Source organism: Geofilum sp. OHC36d9 (assembly GCF_052400685.1).
Taxonomy (GTDB): domain Bacteria; phylum Bacteroidota; class Bacteroidia; order Bacteroidales; family Marinilabiliaceae; genus CAZHHH01.
This window is the reverse complement of sequence record NZ_JBQTGJ010000002.1, coordinates 410,585-428,599: the sequence shown is the minus strand read 5'-3', so window position 1 is coordinate 428,599 and position 18,015 is coordinate 410,585. Positions and strand designations below refer to the sequence as shown.

The following is an 18,015-nucleotide window of genomic DNA, read 5'->3' as shown; positions in this document are numbered from 1 at the left end:
CGTTTTATCTGCGAAAGAAACGACAAATTATTTATGGATGAAAGAATTTATAGCCCGTTCGCCTGATGAGTTGGAAGAAGCGGCTCAAAGTTTGGCCGAAATGTTAAACCAAATGCCGGTTGCCATTTTTTATGGCGATATGGGGGTGGGTAAGACGACTTTTATAAAAGTACTTTGTCGGAAATTGGGAATCACTGAAACAGTTAGCAGTCCCAGTTTTGCCATTATTAATGAATATTCACGTGCCGATGGGGAACCGGTTTATCATTTTGATTTATACAGGCTTAAGCAACCCGAAGAATTGTTGGAAATTGGGGGGGATGATTATTTTTACAGTGGTGATATCTGTTTGATTGAATGGCCTGATAAAGCTGGAGAGTATTTGCCTTTGGAGGCGGTTAAGATTGTTATGAACGAATTACCTGATGGCAGTCGGCAAATTCGAATGGCGCCATTTAGCCGTAATCTGAATTAATTTTGTAATTTGGTTGACTCAATTTCTGAAGAAAAATTATTTTACCAATGGACAGACATGCTTCATTTTTTGCCATGCGGCAAACAAGGTTAATGCCACAGGAGGAAATGCTTGAAACCGGTCGTCAACGCCACCATTTAACCATTGGGGTGCCTTCAGAAAATGTGAAGATGGAAAATCGGGTCCCTTTAACGCCTCAAGGTGTAGAGATTCTTGTGCAGAATGGGCATCAGGTTATTATTGAAAAAGGGGCTGGCGATGCCGCTAATTATTTTGATAATGATTTTTCTGCCGCGGGTGGTATCATCGCGCTGTCCCGTCAGGAAGTTTATAAAAACAGTGAAGTAATATTGAAAATATCACCACCTTCCGATGAGGAGATGGAGCTGATGTCGCCTAACCAGTTGATCTTTTCATTTATTTATCTGCTCGGCCAAAACAGAGAATCTTTTATTAGGTTGATGAGTCGACGTATTAATGCCGTTGGCTATGAGTTTTTAAAAGATGAAACTGGCTGCTATCCTGTTATTCGCACTATGAGTGAGATTGAAGGTTATACAGCAATACAGGTGGCTGCCGAATATCTAAGTAAAGCGCATGGTGGGAAAGGGGTTTTGTTGGGTGGAATAACTGGTGTTTCGCCATCCGAAGTGGTCATAATCGGAGCCGGGACTGCCGGGGAGTTTGCCACAAAGGCCGCTTTGGGATTGGGTTGTCAGGTAAAGGTGTTTGATAATTCGTATCAGAACCTTCGGGAGCTCGAACGGAATGTAGGACAGCGATTGTTTACCTCCATTCTTCATCCTCAGGTGTTAACCAAGGCGCTTCAATCTGCCGACGCGATTGTAGCCAGTCTTCGTTATTTTGAGGCCGATAATGGTTTTTTTATTACGAAAGAGCAAATTGGGAAAATGAAACCGGGGTCTGTCATTGTTGATTTAAGTGTTGGTAGTGGTAGTTGTTTTGAAGCGGCTGAAGCTTGCCATTCAAATCATCCCTATATTAATGAACGCGGCATTATTCATTATTCGTTGCCTAATTTGGCCTCTCGGGTCTCGCGAACGGCTTCTATTGCATTGAGTAATATTTTTACACCCATTTTGTTGAAGTTGGCCGATGCCGGTGACATCCATCGGCTGATAAAGGAAGATTCTAGTATCTGTAATGGTACTTATATTTACAAAGGCATTCTTACCAATAATCATATCGGGCAGCAGTATGCCATTCCTTCTAAAGATATTGGTTTGTTGCTAGCTGCATTTTAAATGCCTGAAAATATAATGGAAGAGCAAGATTTGCGGATTGTTTAAGGCTTAAATTTTTTTATTTTGAACGAATTATGTGTGAGTGCAGTTCGTTACATGTGTTCCCCGGAAAATTCCAATAACACATCTGAAAGCTTTATTTTAGAGGTTTTCACAAGTAAATAATTTGTTTTACAGGTGGGATGGAGTTTAGTAAGACGAATTTTTATTGGTTTTATGCGTTTGTTATTATTTTTAAATACATAAAAATAGATAGTTAATGAGATTGAGTAAATTATTTTTCCCGTTGTTGTTTATTTATAGTTTAACTTCTTTTGCGCAAACAGAAGTTAAAGAACTTGATTTGTGGAAATTTTATAAGGGGGATGAAGCAAAGGCTTCACAAATTGATTTTGATGATTCGTCTTGGGAATCCGTTTCGATACCTCATGATTGGGCCATTTATGGTCCTTTTGATAAAGGGATTGATAAACAAGTTGTAAAAATACAACAGAATAACGAGAAAGAAGCCACTGAAAAAACAGGACGAACAGGTGCTTTACCTTTTATTGGGACTGGTTGGTATCGAACCTCTCTTGATTTGCCCGACTTCAGAGACAACAAGCAAGTGCTGCTTGCTTTTGATGGTGCTATGAGTAATGCCGAGGTGTTTGTAAATGGAATAAAAGTGGGTTCCCGACCCTATGGTTACAGCTACTTTAATCTGGATATTTCAGATTATGTCCAGTCAGAAGGACCTAACGTTATTGCTGTGCGCCTCGAAAATTTGCCTTTTTCCTCCCGATGGTATCCGGGTGCCGGATTATATCGTAAAGTGAGAGTTGTTGTAAAAAATAAAGTTAGTTTCAAATATTGGGGTCATTTTGTTACGACGCCATTTATTTCCGAAAATCTGGCTAAAATAAATATTCGTTCGCAGGTACAAGGCGAAAATGTCATTATTGTTACTCAGATTAAGGATGCTGATGGAAATATCGTTGCCCGGAATACTGCATCTGAAAGATATGACGACGAGATAGAACAAAATATTGCCGTTAAAAATCCAAAATTGTGGGATACTGAACGCCCTTATTTATATACAGCTGAGTTGAAACTTTATCAGGACGATGTATTAAAAGATACGGAGGTGGTACGTTTTGGTATTCGTGAAATAAAATACACGCCAAATAAAGGTTTCGAACTCAATGGTAAAGTAACAAAATTTAAAGGGGTTTGTTTGCATCATGATTTGGGGCCCATAGGTACAGCCGTTAACCGGGCAGCTCTGAAACGACAATTAACCATTTTGAAAGATTTGGGTTGTAATGCAATTCGTTCTTCGCACAATATGCCCTCTTTTGAACAATTAGAATTGTGTGATGAAATGGGTTTCTTGTTTTTAGCTGAAAGCTTTGACGAATGGAAAAGGCCTAAAGTTAAAAATGGCTATAATCTGTATTTTGATGAATGGGCGGAAAAAGATGTAGTGAATTTGGTTCATGCTACACGAAACCATCCCTGTATTGTAATGTGGAGTGCTGGAAATGAAGTCCCTGACCAAGTGGGTAGCGATGGCGTGAAAAGGTTACGGTTTCTTCAGGATGTTTTTCACCGCGAAGATCCAACAAGGCCAGTTACCGTTGGGATGGATCGGGTAAAAAACGTGATGGAGAGTGGTTTTGGAGCTATTTTAGATATTCCCGGATTGAATTATCGTGTACACTTGTACGACGAAGCGTATAAGAAATTTCCTCAAGGGCTCCTTTTAGGTTCGGAGACAGCTTCAACTGTTAGCTCACGAGGAGTTTATAAATTTCCAGTTGTGAAAGTAGCAGGGAAAACTTATTCTGATTTACAGTGCTCTTCCTACGATTTAGAGTATTGTAGTTGGTCAAATATTCCTGAAGTGGATTTTGTTATGCAAGATGATAAACCTTGGGTGATTGGTGAATTTGTTTGGACAGGTTTTGATTATTTAGGAGAACCGACTCCTTATGATAACTTCTGGCCTTCGCGTAGTTCATACTTTGGCTTATGTGATCTTGCCGGGTTACCTAAAGATCGGTATTATTTGTATCGTAGTCGTTGGAATACGAAAGATGAAACCCTGCACATACTCCCGCATTGGAATTGGGAAGGCCGTGAAGGTGAAACAACCCCTGTTTTTGTTTATACTAATTATAATAGTGCAGAGGTATTTATTAACGGGAAAAGCCAAGGTATTCAGCGTAAAAACAATGATTCAAAGTTAAATCGGTATCGTTTGATGTGGATGGATGTAAAATATGAACCGGGAACATTAAAAGTGGTTGCATATGATGATCAGGGAAAAGCTGTTGCCGAAAAAGTTGTTGTTACGGCTGGTAAACCACATCATATTGAACTTGAGGTCGATAGAGAGACGGTTGTAGCCAATGGTGAAGATTTGTGTTATGTAACAGCAACCATTGTTGATAAAAATGGGAATCCTTGTCCTAAAGCTTCCAACAGATTATATTTTGAAGTGAAAGGGAATGGCAAATATCGGGCGGCTTGTAATGGCGATGCCACTTCGCTTGAGTTATTTCATAAACCTACAATGAAAGCGTTTAATGGTAAATTAGTCGTTTTGGTTCAGTCATCAACCCAGGCTGGAGATATTGAACTAACCGTTTCAGGGGACGAACTTAAGAAAGAAAGAATTAAAATATCATCAAAAGAATCTATTGAATAGAGACTCTTTTGATGAATTAAAAATTTTCAATAATAGAAAAGCCTGGTTGAGACGATCATTTGGGCTTTCTATACAAAATGTTCTTTTTTGATACGAAACTTGTCGTTGTTTTACGGATGAGTGAGTGGGTATCTAAAATAAAAAAGCCATAGGCAAATGTTGATGCCTATGGCTTTTTTATTTTTGGTTACCGTATGGTAAAAATTGACTCAGGTGACAGGTTTTGGATAACCTGGAATGTTTTTGAGGTCGTAAAATTTATACTGAAATTACTTCTTTAATGATAGGGACCTTTGTTTTAACAACCATCTCCACACCATTTTTTAGTGTTTGCATACTCATGGGGCAGCCTTCACAGGCGCCATTCATTTTAACTTTGACGATATAGTCATCGGTTAGTTCAATGATTGAGATATCACCACCGTCGGCATTTAAATAGGGGCGGATGGCTTCCAGTGCTTCCTGCACCTGCTTCATTATTTCATTTTTATCCATACCTTGTAGCTCTATGAGGTGAAATTTATTTCCGGGTGACTTCAACAACTTTTGTTGCCGGCATTTCTTGATTACGTTTGTTAACCGCTTCAACAACGGCTTTCCCAAGATTATTAAAAGCAATTCCGGTTACTGTCTCGGTGTTTAAAGCCGAAGGCTTTCCTTCGTCCCCGCCTTCCCGAATGCTTTGCACAATTGGTATTTGGCCCAAAAGTGGCACGTTCATTGATTCCGCTAATTTTTTACAGCCATCTTTACCAAAAATGTAATATTTATTATCGGGAAGTTCAGCCGGTGTGAACCATGCCATATTTTCTACCAAACCCAATACCGGAACATTAATTTTTTCACCCTGAAACATCGATATTCCTTTACGGGCATCGGCTAATGCTACATCCTGAGGTGTACTTACAACGACGGCTCCCGTTATTGAAAGTGTTTGTACCAGTGTTAAATGGATATCGCTGGTGCCGGGAGGTAAATCGAGTAATAAAAAGTCAAGATCGTTCCATTGTCCGTCAGTAATTAGTTGTTTGAGAGCGTTTGTGGCCATTGCACCCCGCCATACCAAAGCGTCATCGGGGTTTACAAAGTAGCCAATGCTGAGTAGTTTAACACCATATTTTTCTATGGGTATAATTTTATCCCGACCGTCAACTTTTTCGAGCATGGGTCGTGCATCTTCCGTGGCAAACATTTTCGGCACGGAGGGCCCGTAAATATCGGCGTCGAGTAAACCCACTTTATAACCCATATTTGCCAGTGCTACCGCCAAATTAGTGGTGACTGTTGATTTGCCTACGCCTCCTTTGCCTGAGGCTACAGCGATGATGTTTGAAACACCCGATAATAGTTCGTCCTGAGCTTTTACCTTTCGTTGTTTTACCTTTACATAAATGTTCCCTTCAATCTGAGCTTCTTCACCTACGTGTGTTTTTATGGCTTGAACACAGGCGCGTTTGATGGGTTTAATCATCGGATCATTGGCTCTGTCAAACAAAAGCGAAAAACTGATTCTGGTTCCTTCAATGCGAATGTCATCCTCAACCATCTCCAGTGAAACAATGTCTTTGCCTTTTTCCGGATGGACGACGTGACGCAAGGCCTCTAAAATTAATTTGGGGTAATAACTCATGTCTAATTTTATTTAAACTTCTTAAAGATAAGCGCAAAAATAATTAAAAACTAAAGAATAAGCAAAAACGGTAATGAACAAATGTTTATTTTGATGTCTTTGTTTTTTCCCTTTGACGCCTTGGCGCCTGCTTATAAAGTCGTGCGTTTGAACTTGAAAAATGTGAATTTACTGGAGTAAATATTCATTTTGGAAACTGGCATAGCGCAGAGATTGGACTTTATTGCTTAAGCTCTATTTATTTTTTTTACCCCAGCCTTGTGCTTTCAGGTCTATTTCCTGGTCAGCCATAGTGATTAAACGGCAGGCTTTGTTTGTTTCAGTTATATAGCCTATGACGGAGCCCACTGATTTTAGAGCTTCTTGTTTTTTCTCATATTCCTGTAGTGAAACAGTAAAAAGTAATTCATAATCTTCGCCACCGTTGAGAGCCGCTACCAAAGGGTTAAAGTCTATTTCGCCGGCTGCCTTGAGTGTCTTCTGATCCAGAGGGATTTTGTTTTCATAGATGCGGCACCCTGTTTTTGACGACTGACAAAGCAGGATTGAAGCTGCTGCCAATCCCTCCTTGATAGCGATCATGGAAGTGGGTTTTATAGCTAATTCTTCAAGTTGTTTCACCGTCTGTATTCTGGCTTGCGGTTTTAGTTGTCGACGCAGGATGTATTCGTTATCGCCGAATTCTGGCTGGTTGTAATTGTTGTCTTTTAACACGCGTTTTTCTCTTTCAAGAAGGTGAAGCCCTAAGAGTGCAGCACCCAGATCACCAGTGGCATACATAATATCGGTGGGCTTTGCTCCCGAACGGTATACAACAGAATTCTCAGTTGCTGTTCCAATTACTGCAATATCGATGGTCAGACCGGTTAGCGAAGATGTTGGCCTGAATCCGGTCAGATCCAATTGGTATTCCTCGCAGGCCGCCAAAATGCCGGACATAAGCAAGTCGGTCCGCTCCAGTGTCATTTTGTTGCTTAAACCAAGTGTGACCGATATTTGCGTGGCCCGTCCGTTCATGGCTATAACGTCGGTGATGGCATTTACCACAGCTTTAAAACCCAGATGTTGAAGCGGGGTATATATTAGATCAAAATGAATGCCTTCAAGCATCAGACTATTGCTTAGAAGTTGAAGATCTGAGTGATTCAATACCGAACAATCGTCACTATTTCCCATAATAGTGGTCGGTTGCACCGTCTTAATCATTTGGTTGACGTGTTCTGTTAATCCGTATATTCCCAGATCAGACAAGGAAGTTTCGTTCTGACTCATTGTGCTATCAGTTTTAGTGTGCGACAAAGGTATAAAAATGACTGTTCACAGCTCAATGATCCAACACTTTAAAGTTCTTTTTTTGTGTGACAATTATCATTATCAATATATTTGGGTGTTTAAATGTTTGGAAAATACGCGATTCATCATTACCTTTGCAGCGGTTTAAGGCCTGGGGTGGATTAGGGGACTATGTGTCCCCTATTTTATTAAATGTTTGTGAACATGATTACAAAAGATCAAATTGTTACGTTAATTGCTGATAAAGTGACTTCTGAAGGTTATTTTATAGTGGACGTAGCCGTTAAGCCTTCCAACCGAATAATGGTGCTTATTGATGGCGATAATGGAGTGCCCATTGGTTTTTGCGTGTCGGTTTCCCGGCTGATTGAACAGAGCTTCGATCGTGAAACCGAAGATTTTGAACTTGAAGTTTCTTCCCCCGGGATAGGTCAGCCTTTTAAAGTTTACCGTCAGTATCTTAAGAATATAGGACGAGAGGTGGAGGTGTTGACATCCGAAGGTTTGAAAACCAAGGGTGAGCTAGCCACTGTTTCTGAGACCGGATTTGTTGTTAAGGAAACAATAAAAGTTAAACCGGAAGGGAAAAAGAAAAAAGAGTTGCAGGTTATTGAGCACTCTTTTAAATTTGAGGAAGTGAAGTCAGTAAAAGAGATTATATAATTTTAAAACCCGACACAATCAGAGCGATGGAACATATTAACTTGATTGATACATTTTCGGAGTTCAAGGAACTGAAAAGCATTGACAGGGTTACATTAATTCGGGTGCTGGAAGATTCGTTCCGCAGTGTTTTGGTGAAACTGTTTGGCACCGACGAAAATTTTGATGTTATCATAAATACCGATAAAGGTGATTTTGAAATCTGGCGCAACCGTGAAGTGGTTGCCAATGACGAAGTTACCGACGAAAATTTGCAGATTGGTCTGTCGGAGGCAAAAAAAATTGATGCTGATTATGAGATTGGTGAAGAGGTGACGGATGAAGTCAAGTTCATTGATTTTGGCCGTCGGGCTATCTTAACTTTGCGTCAGAATTTGTCAACCCGTATCATGGAATTGCAAAAAGATGCCATCTATGGGAAGTACAAAGAAAAAATCGGTGAAATAGTCACTGGTGAGGTGTATCAAATATGGAAAAAGGAGTTGTTGGTTTTGGACGACGAAGGCAATGAATTAATTCTCCCCAAAACAGAGCAGATACCTTCTGACTTTTTTCGTAAAGGTGACAGTATCAGGGCAGTCGTTGTCAAAGTAGAGATTCGCAACAATAATCCTTTAATTATTATTTCACGTACAGCACCCGTTTTTCTTGAACGTTTGTTTGAGTTAGAGGTGCCTGAAATTAATGATGGCCTTATTACCATTAAGAAAATAGTTCGTCAACCTGGTGAGCGTGCTAAAGTGGCCGTTGAGTCGTACGACGATCGCATTGACCCTGTTGGGGCTTGTGTGGGTATGAAAGGGTCGCGGATTCATGGCATTGTGCGTGAATTGCGTAACGAAAATATTGATGTTATAAATTTTACCACCAATACGCAGCTGTTTATTCAAAGAGCGCTTAATCCTGCAAAAGTAAGTAGCATTAAGCTTTTGGAAGACACCGGCAGAGCACAGGTTTATCTCAAGCCTGAAGAAGTATCTCTGGCCATTGGTAAAGGTGGATTAAATATTCGGTTAGCCAGCCAGTTAACCGGGTATGAATTGGACGTATATAGGGAAACCGAAGGCGAAGTTGATGAAGAAGATGTTTCTTTGGACGAGTTCTCTGATGAAATTGAAGGGTGGATTCTCGAAGCTCTGAAGGCAATTGGTTGTGACACCGCAAAATCAGTACTTGATTTACCGGTTGACGACCTTGTAAAACGCACTGATCTGGAAGAAGAGACCATTACGGATGTGATTTCAATATTGAAATCTGAATTTGAATAATTCCTTTATCTTTGTCAGATAAAGAATTTTATCAAACGCGATCACCTGAATTAAATTGAAAGTTCCTTTTATGGCAGTTGGACAAAGACTTAGTAAAGTAGCAAGAGAATTAAACGTTGGTATTTCTACCATCACTGAATTCCTAAACAAAAAGGGAGTTGAGATGGATGCAAATCCCAATACAAAGGTGTCTGATGATATTGTCGGACTTCTTAAAAATGAGTTCCGTCAGGATCTTAATGTCAAAAAGGCTTCTGAAGAACTAATCGACCGTAAGGCGAAAGAGAAAAAAGAGGCTGTTACCATTGAGGATATTCAGGAAGAGCATGAAGAAGTGTCTGACGTGGAATTGACGACACGTGTACCGAAAAATGTAGATGTTAAAGTTGTTGGGAAAATTGATCTTAACAAACCGGCTCCTGGCAAGCCTGAGCCTAAGAAAGAAGCCCCTAAAACAGAGCCTGTGAAGGAAAAAATGCCTGAACCGGCTCCGGTTAAAGCTGAGAAGCCCAGGGAGGCGCCTAAGGCTGTGGAGGCTGAAAAGGTGGAAAAGGCTGAGAAGGTGGAAGAGAAAAAGGCTATTAAGCACAAGCCTAAAGTAGAACATATACCCGTACGCGTGGATAAGCCCGCGGAAGCACCTAAAGTTGTAGGTAAAATTGACTTGGATGCGGGTAAAAAAGATAAGGATAAGGAAATTAAGAAAGAAAATAAAACTGTAGCAGGCGAGAAACGTCAGGAAAAACCGGTTGCACCAAAAGTTGAGGTGCCCAAAAAAATGACTGAGACAACTGCTGAATCAAAACATCAGGAGGTGAAGGCTTCTCAACCCGAAAAAACAGCTGAACAACCTAAGGTCGTTGAAGCTAGGCAGTCAAAATCATCGGATAGCACCGACAATTTTATGCCCACCAAAGTTAAAAAATTGTCCGGTCCTACAGTGGTAGGCAAGATTGAATTGCCTGCAGATCGTATTGGTGACGATCGTAAAAATAAAAAGAAGAAACGTAAGCGGATTAAGAAAGATAAGGAGCGCGTTAATATTAATGCTGCTGCTAATAAGTCTACTCAAAACACCGGTACTGGTAATACCCCAAATAAAGCCGGTCAGCATAATGGCGATCGTTCGCAGAATCATAATAAACCCGCGCAACAGCAGCCAAATAGAAAAAGAGCACCGCTTAAGGTTAAAAAACGTCCTGTAAGAGCAGAGGTGAGTGAGGAAGATGTAGCCAAGCAGATTAAGGATACGTTGGCGCGGTTAACTTCAAAAGGTAAATCCAAAGCTTCTCGTCACCGTCGCGATAAGCGTGACTTGGCGTCGATTCGTCACCAGGAGGAACTGGACAGACAGGATGAGGAGAAGAAAATATTGCGGGTAACAGAGTTTGTTACGGCAAATGAAATGGCCAACCTGATGGAGGTTCAGGTTAACCAGATTATTGCATCATGTATGAGTCTGGGGTTGTTCGTATCTATCAATCAACGACTTGATGCAGAGACAATTACGCTGGTAGGTGAAGAGTTTGGCTACAAAGTTGAATTTATAAGTGTGGGTGTCGCTGAAGCGATCAACGAAGAGGTTGATGCGCCTGAAGATTTACTGGAAAGGCCACCTATTGTTACCGTTATGGGACACGTTGACCATGGTAAAACTTCGTTGCTTGACTACATTCGGAAATCGGATGTAACAGCAGGAGAGGCCGGTGGTATCACTCAGCACATTGGTGCTTATGGCGTGAAACTGGACAATGGTCGTCAGATTACTTTTTTAGATACTCCCGGACACGAGGCCTTTACGGCTATGAGGGCCAGAGGAGCTCAAGTTACAGATATTGCTATCATTATTATAGCGGCTAACGATAATGTGATGCCGCAAACTATTGAAGCCATTAATCACGCTTCGGCAGCAGGGGTTCCCATCGTTTTTGCCATTAGTAAAATTGATGTTCCCGGCGCTAATCCTGATAGGGTGCGTGAGTCGTTGGCAAATATGAATTATTTGGTAGAAGATTGGGGTGGAAAATATCAGTGTCAGGAAATATCGGCTAAGCATGGTACTAATGTGAAGCAACTTCTCGAAAAAGTTTTGTTGGAGGCCGACATGCTTGAATTGAAAGCCAATCCAAATAAACCTGCAATAGGTAACGTTATTGAATCTACGCTTGATAAAGGACGTGGTTATGTGGCTACTTTGTTAGTGCAGGCCGGAACTTTGAAAGTGGGGGATCTGGTATTGTCTGGTAGTCATTTTGGTCACGTTAAGGCCATGTTTAATGAAAGAAATCAACGTGTTGATTCTGTTGGTCCTTCGGAACCTGTACTGGTTCTTGGTTTGAATGGCGCACCGCAGGCCGGTGAGAAGTTCAATGTGATGGAGAATGAGCGCGAAACGAAGGATATTGCTACTAAGCGTCAGCAAATACAGCGGGAACAGGGGATGCGTGCTCAGAAACACATTACGCTGGACGAGATTGGACGACGTATTGCGATTGGAAACTTCCAGGAGTTGAATTTGATTGTTAAGGGTGATGTTGATGGTTCTATTGAAGCGTTATCAGATTCAGTAATCAAACTTTCAACGGAAGAAATTCAGGTCAATGTGATTCACAAAGCTGTGGGAGGTATTTCTGAGTCCGATATCATGCTGGCTGCAGCATCCAATGCGATTGTCATTGGATTCCAGGTTCGACCTTCAATTTCTGCCCGTCGATTAGCCGAAAGAGAAGAAATTGATATTCGTTTGTATTCTATTATTTATGATGCCATTGAAGAGATAAAGGCCGCAATGGAAGGTATGTTATCGCCTGAAATTAAAGAGCAAATTGTTTCTACTGTGGAAGTTCGTGAAACCTTTAAGATTACCAAGGTTGGTACTATTGCCGGTTGTATGGTGAAGGAAGGTAAGATTAAGCGAAGTTCAAAAGTTCGTGTGATTCGCGATGGCATTGTGATCTATTCCGGAGATCTCGGGTCTTTAAAGCGTTTTAAAGATGATGTTAAAGAAGTTGCTTCGGGATTTGAATGTGGTTTGAACATTAATAATTTTAATGACATCAAAGTGGGCGATTTAGTTGAAGCTTACGAAGAAATTGAAGTGTCCAGAAAATTATAGACTTTTATATTTCAAAAAAAAAGAGCGGTCTCCGATATGGGGCCGCTTTTTTTATTTTTAGGTTGGTTGAGTTGAAATTATTGGAGGACTGCCTTCATTATGTTTACGTAAATATTACATGTGGTGCAGACAGATGAATTGTCAAGTATAGGCAGGTTTTATTCGAGTAAACCGTTTTGGAGTGATTCTATTTGTAGTGTGTAATTTTGCCATTAATACTGGATTTTGACTTAAGATATGCGAAGGTTATATGTTTTAGTTTGTTTAATATGTGTTCGCCAGGAATAAGCCGTGCGCTATGAGAAAAATTTGCTGATTGAGAGGCATCGTGCAGAAGAGGGTATTATAAATTGTTGCCTTTTGGAAGGTTTTAATTTTGGTGTAAATGCCTCGACAAAATAGGAATCTCAAGATTGCTCCCTGAAATCAGATGAATTGCCCGGGGGGGGAATAATATTGGCTGTCGATAATTGTTTAAACAGCCAATATTATTAAAATGCTTTTTAGTTGTATCGGTCGTTTATTGGCGGGAGCGTTGTAAAAATTGTAGTTGCTGTTCTAGCATGGTCACCTTTTTCATATGATAGCCGTTTGTTAATGCTGTCTGGACTGGACGTGAATAAATAAATTCAATTTCCAGTGTGCGATGATAGTCCCAATCGAGTTTCATACTGGGTGCATAAGGACGCATGTTATCGGTGAGTTTCATCATTTGTATTGCGTAACTTTCATCAATTTCGGTTCCACAATGATTGGCGGCATTAATCACTTCGAGCATGATGTCATAAATAAGCGTTCGGAGACTTTTGTCTTTCATCATACTGTCTGTTGTTGTATTTAACACCACCGACAGTCCGTTGTAGGGGATATTCCAGACTAATTTTTGCCAGCGGGGAAGCAGCAGATCCTGAAAAAGATGAGTTTCAATGCCTGCATCGTTAAAATCCTGACAGACCTGGTTTAAAATATCGGGTTGTGGATGGTTGTATGGCCCAATATTCAGTTTACCATAATCCAAATGCCTGATATGGCCAGGTTTTGTTTTTTGGGAACAGATGAACGCTAGTCCGCCAGCTATGGATAATTGAGGGAATCGTCGTGCTAAGTCTTCCTCCATGCCCAATCCGTTTTGAATTAGAATGACGGTACTTTTTGAATGGGTAACTTGTGGAAGTATCGCATCTAAAATGCCATTGTTGGTGGTCTTTAAGCCAACTAAAACAACATCGCATTGTGGCATGGCGCCAGCTTCTTGGTAAATGTTAAGATTCGTATGGTGAAAATTACCATCGACCGACTCGACGGTGAATCCATTGTTTTTTACAAATTCATAATCGCTGTGTAGTAGAAAATGAATATTATCAGACTTTAAGGCTAATTTGCCGCCATAAAATCCGCCTATCGCTCCTGTGCCGATGACGGCATAACTCAATGACATAGTATCGTTAAATTGTTTAGTTTGTGAAGCCCAAAATTAACAAATTCGGAGTGAAATATTCAGGAATGACTACTAATGAGTTATCGAATAATTGAATTATGCAGTTGGACAGGCCTTTGTGCTGCTATGTTTGGTATAGCATCGAACAGTGTAGTGTCTGTTTCTAAAGTCGGGAGTTGCTTGAACCGGGAAGTTCAAAGTCAAGATTTTATAAGTACGGAAAGGTGAATTTACTATGGTAGATAATAATGTTGAGGAGAAGCATAACGCAGAAGGAGTATTTTCTTACAAGTATTAAATAATAAAAGCCCCGATTTTATCGGGGCTTTCTAGTAGCGGGGGCCAGACTCGAACTGACGGCCTTTGGGTTATGAGCCCAACGAGCTACCAACTGCTCCACCCCGCAATATATTTTTAAGACTATCTTTATCGTTTTGCGGTTGCAAATATAGGGTGTTAATTCTTCAAATGCAAATTGTTTCGCCTTTTTTTGTGGCTGTTTGTGGTTGTTTCCTCGTATTAGACTGTTTGATAATTGATAGAGACTTGATTTTTTTTAGCAAAAATCTGTTACATGCCTCTTTTGGGCTTTCCTTTATATATCTCGGCTTTTTAGCGGCTATACATTATATTTTTATAAATTTGTGACTTCCAATAGAAAAAGTATATGAGTAGTACAGAAAAGAATCAGTCTTTTTTTAAAAAGCTTCGTGATCCCTATCGTTTTGCCATTTTTAATGAGCAGACTTATGAGGAGTTGTTTGTGATACGCCTGTCCAAACTTAATGTGGTGACTTTAGTCGGAGTCTTAAGTATCGGACTTATTGTTTTCGTCTCTTTTTTGATCGCTTTCACTTCTCTAAAAGAATACATTCCGGGGTATCCTGATGCCAACCAGCGACTTTTAATTGTTCGCAATGCGCAGCGGGTTGATTCTTTGTTGGTAGAAATAAATAAGCGCGATCGGTTTATTAATTCTTTTCAGGCCATTGTGCGTGGCGACATTCCTGATTCAGCAAGTCAGGCAAAATCCGGTCCGACAGGCCATCAGGTTGTGCGTAATGATGTTGTTGATTTTGCGAAGTCTGAAGAAGATTCTTTATTTCGGCTGGAAATCGAAAATGAAGAGCGGTTTAATTTGTCGGTCAGACAACCTTCTTCTAAAATAGTCGCTCTGGAGAATACTTTTTTCTTCAGTCCTATTAAGGGGATGGTGGTTAATGGGTTTGGTGAGGTTAAAGGTCATTACGGCGTCGATATTGTAGCAGCGCGGGGAAGTCGTGTGTCAGCAGTGCTCGACGGCGTAGTCGTTTTTTCCGGATGGACGGTCGAAACCGGTTATGTTATAGAGATTCAGCATGCCAATAATTTGATTTCGATGTACAAACACAATCAGAATTTGTTAAAAGAGGTAGGGGAGGTCGTTAAGGCTGGAGAAGCAATTGCCAGTGTGGGCAACTCTGGAGAACTAACCACCGGGCCGCATCTCCATTTTGAGTTGTGGTACAATGGAACTCCTCTTAATCCGGTTGAATATATCTCTTTTTAGTGTGTAACATCTACTAATAATATAATATTTAGGAATTTTAATGCAAAAGCGTATAGCTATCCTGGGTTCCACAGGTTCCATAGGTACACAGGCTTTGGAGGTGGTGGACCATCATTCCGGTTTATTTACGGTTGAAGTGTTAACCGCTAATAATAGTGTTGATTTGTTGATTGAGCAGGCTCGTAAATATGAGCCCAATGTTGTTGTTATAGGCAATAAGGAAAAGTACCCTCAGTTGCAGGATGCATTGTCGGATTTACCCATAAAAATTTATGCAGGTGAAGATGCCATTGTTCAGGTGGCGGGCATGTCAACTATCGACATGGTGCTGGTTGCAATGGTTGGCTTTTCTGGATTACGACCGTCAATACAGGCACTTGAAGCTGGCATTCCTTTGGCGTTGGCCAATAAGGAAACGCTGGTTGTTGCAGGTGATTTGGTTATGAATCTGGCGGCCCAAAAAAGAGTGCCTTTGATCCCTGTCGATTCGGAACATTCTGCTATTTTTCAATGTTTACAGGGTGAACCGAATAATCCCATCGAAAAAATTCTGTTGACAGCTTCAGGTGGCCCTTTTCGTGGTAAAAGTGTCGATTTTTTACGTAAGGTTACCCGCTGTCAGGCACTCAATCATCCCAATTGGAAAATGGGTGATAAAATTACCATCGACTCAGCTTCGTTAATGAATAAAGGTCTCGAAGCAATCGAAGCCAGATGGCTGTTTAATGTGCAGCCGCATCAAATTGAAGTTGTCGTACATCCGCAATCCATCGTTCATAGTATGGTGCAGTTTGCTGATGGAGCTATAAAAGGCCAGATGGGAATGCCCGATATGCGATTGCCAATTCAATACGCACTTGGATATCCAAAACGTTTACCCAATTCTTTTCCGCGATTTAGTTTTGCCGATTATCCTCAGTTGACTTTCGAAAAAGCAGATGTTTCTGTTTTTAGAAATCTGACGATGGCCTTTGAGGCGATGAAAAGAGGAGGGAATGCGGCTTGTATTTTAAATGCAGCCAACGAAATTGCGGTTGATGCTTTTTTGAAGGGACGCTGCGGGTTTGTCGAAATGTCTTCAATTATTGAAAAGACGCTTGAAAAGAGTAGCTTTGTGGCGCAACCTTCGTTTGCCGATTATGTTGCATCCGACAAAGAAGCACGTCAAATTACAACTTCTTTGATAAATGCACGTTAGTAAATGAACCCCCTGTTCTTTGGGCTGTTATTGTGTATGTATTTATAGTAAAAACGAAATAAAGTAATTAAATGGTATTTTTGATAAAAGCATTGCAGCTTATCCTGAGTCTGTCGATTTTAGTGATTCTTCATGAGTTTGGGCATTTCTTTTTTGCCCGGTTGTTTAAGACGCGTGTCGAGAAGTTTTATTTGTTTTTCGATCCTTGGTTTTCCCTCTTTAAATACAAAAAAGGGGACACCGAATATGGTATTGGCTGGCTGCCTTTTGGCGGTTATGTTAAAATTGCCGGTATGATTGATGAATCGATGGACAAGGAACAGATGAAACAACCGGTTCAACCCTGGGAGTTTCGGGCTAAACCCGCATGGCAGCGTTTGCTGATTATGGTGGGGGGCGTTGTGGTCAATTTTCTGCTGGCTTTTTTTATCTTTTGGTTGATATTATTTAAATGGGGTGAGTCGTATATCCCTGCTGAGAATGCACAATATGGGCTGTATTTTCATCCCGTTGCACACGAAATAGGTTTACAGGATGGCGATAAGGTCTTGAAGGTTGATACGTTTAAGGTTGAAACATTAGGTGATATCTCATATCATATTCTGCTTGAAGATGTATCATCGTTACAGGTGCAACGTGGCGACTCGGTTCTGTCACTGAAGATTCCTGAAGGGTACAAAAACCGTATAATGGCGCAGGGCGTTAGGCATTTTGCGGATTTCCGTTTACCAAATATTATTGATACGATTATTGACGGGTCTAATGCTCAGGCAGGTGGACTGATGAAAAATGATAGTGTGGTAGCTGTGGACAATCAGCCAACGATTTTCTTTGATGAGTTGGTTGCTGAATTGGGAAATCATGCCAGAGATACCGTGACTGTGAGTTTGTACAGAGCCGGCGATTTGCGTCATCTGAAGGTTTTGGTTGACGAAAATGGAAAGTTGGGATTTGGACCTAAAAGTGCGGCTCAGGTATTGGGATATGAAACGCTTCGTTATGGCTTTTTTGAAGCCATGCCTGCGGGCGTCAGTAAGGGCGTGAAATTGCTAGTGGATTATGTGAAGCAGATGAAACTGGTGTTTACCAAAGAAGGGGCTAAACAGGTTGGAGGATTTGGCGCCATTGGAAATTTATTTCCGCCTGTATGGGATTGGCAGAGTTTCTGGTATACTACCGCTTTCTTGTCTATTATTTTGGCATTTATGAATATTTTGCCCATCCCCGGATTGGATGGTGGTCATGTTCTCTTTTTGCTTTACGAAATTATTGCCCGTCGTAAACCCAGCGACAAATTTATGGAATATGCAGTTACCGTTGGAATGTTGCTTTTGTTGGCGCTGCTTATTTTTGCCAATGGAAATGATTTATATCGGTTGTTGTTCAAATAATTCAATCTCTTTCTTAAATTTGTTTGTATAAAAAATAT

13 protein-coding genes and 1 tRNA gene are annotated in these 18,015 nt (G+C 40.7%); 9 read left to right on the top strand and 5 right to left on the bottom strand.

Features of this window, described 5'->3' with window-relative positions; translation table 11 throughout:
* Positions 1-37: 37 nt before the first annotated feature.
* The 3 genes from tsaE (at position 38) to ACT3CD_RS04500 (ending at position 4,432) form a co-directional block, all read left to right on the top strand.
* Complete coding sequence (tsaE, locus tag ACT3CD_RS04510; RefSeq protein WP_444643337.1) at positions 38-475, top strand: tRNA (adenosine(37)-N6)-threonylcarbamoyltransferase complex ATPase subunit type 1 TsaE; 438 nt, start codon at positions 38-40, stop codon at positions 473-475.
* A gap of 47 nt (positions 476-522) precedes the next feature.
* On the top strand, positions 523-1,740 hold the full coding sequence (locus tag ACT3CD_RS04505) for an alanine dehydrogenase (protein WP_444643336.1): 1,218 nt from the start codon (positions 523-525) through the stop codon (positions 1,738-1,740).
* Between the two features lie 259 nt (positions 1,741-1,999).
* Complete coding sequence (locus ACT3CD_RS04500) at positions 2,000-4,432, top strand: DUF4982 domain-containing protein (RefSeq protein WP_444643335.1); 2,433 nt, start codon at positions 2,000-2,002, stop codon at positions 4,430-4,432.
* Between the two features lie 258 nt (positions 4,433-4,690).
* On the opposite strand, the gene ACT3CD_RS04495 is transcribed toward ACT3CD_RS04500, so the two are convergent.
* From ACT3CD_RS04495 to thiL, 3 genes are all read right to left on the bottom strand, one after another.
* A complete protein-coding gene (locus ACT3CD_RS04495; protein ID WP_444643333.1) occupies positions 4,691-4,927 on the bottom strand; it encodes a NifU family protein in 237 nt (78 codons plus the stop codon).
* A gap of 25 nt (positions 4,928-4,952) precedes the next feature.
* Positions 4,953-6,062 (bottom strand): Mrp/NBP35 family ATP-binding protein, encoded by a 1,110-nt coding sequence (locus ACT3CD_RS04490; RefSeq protein ID WP_444643332.1) that lies wholly within the window; start codon positions 6,060-6,062, stop codon positions 4,953-4,955.
* 234 nt (positions 6,063-6,296) lie between these two features.
* Positions 6,297-7,334, bottom strand: coding sequence for a thiamine-phosphate kinase (thiL, locus tag ACT3CD_RS04485; protein ID WP_444643331.1), 1,038 nt, complete (start codon positions 7,332-7,334; stop codon positions 6,297-6,299).
* 225 nt (positions 7,335-7,559) lie between these two features.
* On the opposite strand from thiL, the gene rimP reads away from it, so the two are divergent.
* From rimP to infB, 3 genes are all read left to right on the top strand, one after another.
* Complete coding sequence (rimP, locus tag ACT3CD_RS04480; protein ID WP_444643330.1) at positions 7,560-8,018, top strand: ribosome assembly cofactor RimP; 459 nt, start codon at positions 7,560-7,562, stop codon at positions 8,016-8,018.
* 26 nt (positions 8,019-8,044) lie between these two features.
* Positions 8,045-9,286 (top strand): transcription termination factor NusA, encoded by a 1,242-nt coding sequence (nusA, locus tag ACT3CD_RS04475; RefSeq protein ID WP_444643329.1) that lies wholly within the window; start codon positions 8,045-8,047, stop codon positions 9,284-9,286.
* Positions 9,287-9,356: 70 nt separating this feature from the next.
* The gene (infB, locus tag ACT3CD_RS04470; RefSeq protein ID WP_444643328.1) at positions 9,357-12,401 is read left to right on the top strand and encodes a translation initiation factor IF-2; all 3,045 of its coding nucleotides are present in this window, start codon (positions 9,357-9,359) and stop codon (positions 12,399-12,401) included.
* Positions 12,402-12,921: 520 nt separating this feature from the next.
* Here infB and ACT3CD_RS04465 read toward each other — a convergent pair.
* Together ACT3CD_RS04465 and ACT3CD_RS04460 are read right to left on the bottom strand one after the other, a co-directional pair.
* On the bottom strand, positions 12,922-13,839 hold the full coding sequence (locus tag ACT3CD_RS04465) for a putative 2-dehydropantoate 2-reductase (RefSeq protein WP_444643327.1): 918 nt from the start codon (positions 13,837-13,839) through the stop codon (positions 12,922-12,924).
* 333 nt (positions 13,840-14,172) lie between these two features.
* Positions 14,173-14,245, bottom strand: a tRNA-Met gene (locus ACT3CD_RS04460).
* Between the two features lie 261 nt (positions 14,246-14,506).
* On the opposite strand from ACT3CD_RS04460, the gene ACT3CD_RS04455 reads away from it, so the two are divergent.
* From ACT3CD_RS04455 to rseP, 3 genes are all read left to right on the top strand, one after another.
* The gene (locus tag ACT3CD_RS04455) at positions 14,507-15,388 is read left to right on the top strand and encodes a M23 family metallopeptidase (RefSeq protein WP_444643326.1); all 882 of its coding nucleotides are present in this window, start codon (positions 14,507-14,509) and stop codon (positions 15,386-15,388) included.
* Positions 15,389-15,428: 40 nt separating this feature from the next.
* Entirely contained in the window at positions 15,429-16,586 is a 1,158-nt protein-coding gene (locus ACT3CD_RS04450) for a 1-deoxy-D-xylulose-5-phosphate reductoisomerase (protein ID WP_444643325.1), read from the top strand.
* Positions 16,587-16,657: 71 nt separating this feature from the next.
* The gene (rseP, locus tag ACT3CD_RS04445; RefSeq protein ID WP_444643324.1) at positions 16,658-17,977 is read left to right on the top strand and encodes an RIP metalloprotease RseP; all 1,320 of its coding nucleotides are present in this window, start codon (positions 16,658-16,660) and stop codon (positions 17,975-17,977) included.
* Positions 17,978-18,015: the final 38 nt, after the last annotated feature.

Excerpts from the sequence above, each read along its gene's own strand:
- tsaE (WP_444643337.1), top strand. The coding sequence starts at position 38 with ATGAAAGAATTTATAGCCCGTTCGCCTGATGAGTTGGAAGAAGCGGCT.
- ACT3CD_RS04505 (WP_444643336.1), top strand. The coding sequence starts at position 523 with ATGGACAGACATGCTTCATTTTTTGCCATGCGGCAAACAAGGTTAATG.
- ACT3CD_RS04500 (WP_444643335.1), top strand. The coding sequence starts at position 2,000 with ATGAGATTGAGTAAATTATTTTTCCCGTTGTTGTTTATTTATAGTTTA.
- ACT3CD_RS04495 (WP_444643333.1), bottom strand. The coding sequence starts at position 4,927 with ATGGATAAAAATGAAATAATGAAGCAGGTGCAGGAAGCACTGGAAGCC.
- ACT3CD_RS04490 (WP_444643332.1), bottom strand. The coding sequence starts at position 6,062 with ATGAGTTATTACCCCAAATTAATTTTAGAGGCCTTGCGTCACGTCGTC.
- thiL (WP_444643331.1), bottom strand. The coding sequence starts at position 7,334 with ATGAGTCAGAACGAAACTTCCTTGTCTGATCTGGGAATATACGGATTA.
- rimP (WP_444643330.1), top strand. The coding sequence starts at position 7,560 with ATGATTACAAAAGATCAAATTGTTACGTTAATTGCTGATAAAGTGACT.
- nusA (WP_444643329.1), top strand. The coding sequence starts at position 8,045 with ATGGAACATATTAACTTGATTGATACATTTTCGGAGTTCAAGGAACTG.
- infB (WP_444643328.1), top strand. The coding sequence starts at position 9,357 with ATGGCAGTTGGACAAAGACTTAGTAAAGTAGCAAGAGAATTAAACGTT.
- ACT3CD_RS04465 (WP_444643327.1), bottom strand. The coding sequence starts at position 13,839 with ATGTCATTGAGTTATGCCGTCATCGGCACAGGAGCGATAGGCGGATTT.
- ACT3CD_RS04455 (WP_444643326.1), top strand. The coding sequence starts at position 14,507 with ATGAGTAGTACAGAAAAGAATCAGTCTTTTTTTAAAAAGCTTCGTGAT.
- ACT3CD_RS04450 (WP_444643325.1), top strand. The coding sequence starts at position 15,429 with ATGCAAAAGCGTATAGCTATCCTGGGTTCCACAGGTTCCATAGGTACA.
- rseP (WP_444643324.1), top strand. The coding sequence starts at position 16,658 with ATGGTATTTTTGATAAAAGCATTGCAGCTTATCCTGAGTCTGTCGATT.